Annotated in this window: 2 protein-coding genes; one reads left to right on the top strand and one right to left on the bottom strand. The window is 48.6% G+C overall.

What is annotated here, in order from left to right; all coding sequences use genetic code 11:
• Positions 1-561: 3-oxoacyl-[acyl-carrier-protein] synthase III C-terminal domain-containing protein (locus R7D93_RS25460; protein ID WP_318129576.1), on the top strand; the 561-nt coding region annotated here is incomplete at its 5' end.
• 87 nt (positions 562-648) lie between these two features.
• On the opposite strand, the gene R7D93_RS25465 is transcribed toward R7D93_RS25460, so the two are convergent.
• Positions 649-1,302 (bottom strand): DUF1501 domain-containing protein (locus R7D93_RS25465; protein WP_318129577.1); only part of this gene is annotated, 654 nt, incomplete at its 5' end.

Below are 1,302 nucleotides of genomic sequence, written 5' to 3' on the forward strand. Positions count from 1 at the left end.
TCGCAAATTGGTTGTGATGCCAAAGGTCGCGATATTCTTTCTGTGCCGAAGTTTGGTACTTGTATGGATCGCTTTGCGGAAGACAACGGTTACTGGGATTTCAACTTTGTGGGTCAAGAGATCTTCAAACGCGCAGTGAAAGGCATGGGCCTGGCGGCGAAAACCGTACTAAAAGCATCTCAGTTGACGACGGAACAAATTGATGTGGTGATTCCGCATCAAGCGAACATCCGTATTATTCAAACGCTGTGCGACCTTTCCGGTATTCCTCAAGACAAAGCGTTTGTGAACATTCAAAACTGCGGCAATACCTCTGCGGCAACGGTGCCAATTGCATTGTGTGAGGCGGTAGAGCAAGGCCGAGTAAATCCTGGCGATAACATGCTTCTGGCTGCGTTTGGTGCAGGTTTGACGTGGGGTGCAGCAGTGCTGAAGTGGGGTGACCGCTTAACGCCAATTGGCGAAAGTGATGCGGCTCTGCCTGAGTGTGAGCAATCCGCGCTAGAATTACTTGAGCGCGCTATCAAGCTTTGTAACGAACGTCGTCGTGACGAAGTTTAGTGAACGTTCGTTAACATAGATGATATTGCAAAGGGAGCATTGTGCTCCCTTTTTGACAATTAAATAAACGAAACTAAGCCGCTTAGCTTAAGCCATAAAGCCAAGGTTAGATGTGGTGAAATTACGGATGTTCGGGAATACGTATTCCAGTGCGGCATTGTCACTCACTCCCATCCACTGTGCGAGAGTTGAGCCAACTTGGTCTGCGGCAATAGCCGGAATCAATCGACCTTTTGAGTAATCATCTTGCCCTCCAAGTGTTAACTCTGGCCACCTACCGATCGGCGCACTGCCATTTACCGCACCACCTATCAATAACTGATGACCGCCCCAGCCGTGATCGGTACCGTTACCATTATTGGTCATTCGTCGACCAAAGTCAGACATCGTAAACGTGGTTACATTTTTACTCATACCGAGCTTATCAACTGCGCGATACATGGCGTTTAGGTTGGTGGCGAGATCTTCGAGTAACAAAGGGTGTCGCGCGAGTTGCGAGTCATGCAAGTCGTATCCTGTATGTTTTACAAAGAACACTTGTCGCTGCTGGCTAAGCGCACTCTGGCTGGCGATCAATTTGTAAACGGTCTGCATTTGTTTGCCGAGCGTAGAAGAGGAGAATAAAGGCGCGTCGTCGATCAGTTTCAGTTGCTCCGCAAGGATGTTGCTCATCATCATGGATTCGTCGACCATCAAATTAAAATGCCCACTGAACGGGTTATCTGCGCTTTGTGAGAGCAG

This window comes from Vibrio sp. YT-15 (assembly GCF_033337445.1).
GTDB classification, from domain to species: domain Bacteria; phylum Pseudomonadota; class Gammaproteobacteria; order Enterobacterales; family Vibrionaceae; genus Vibrio; species Vibrio alginolyticus.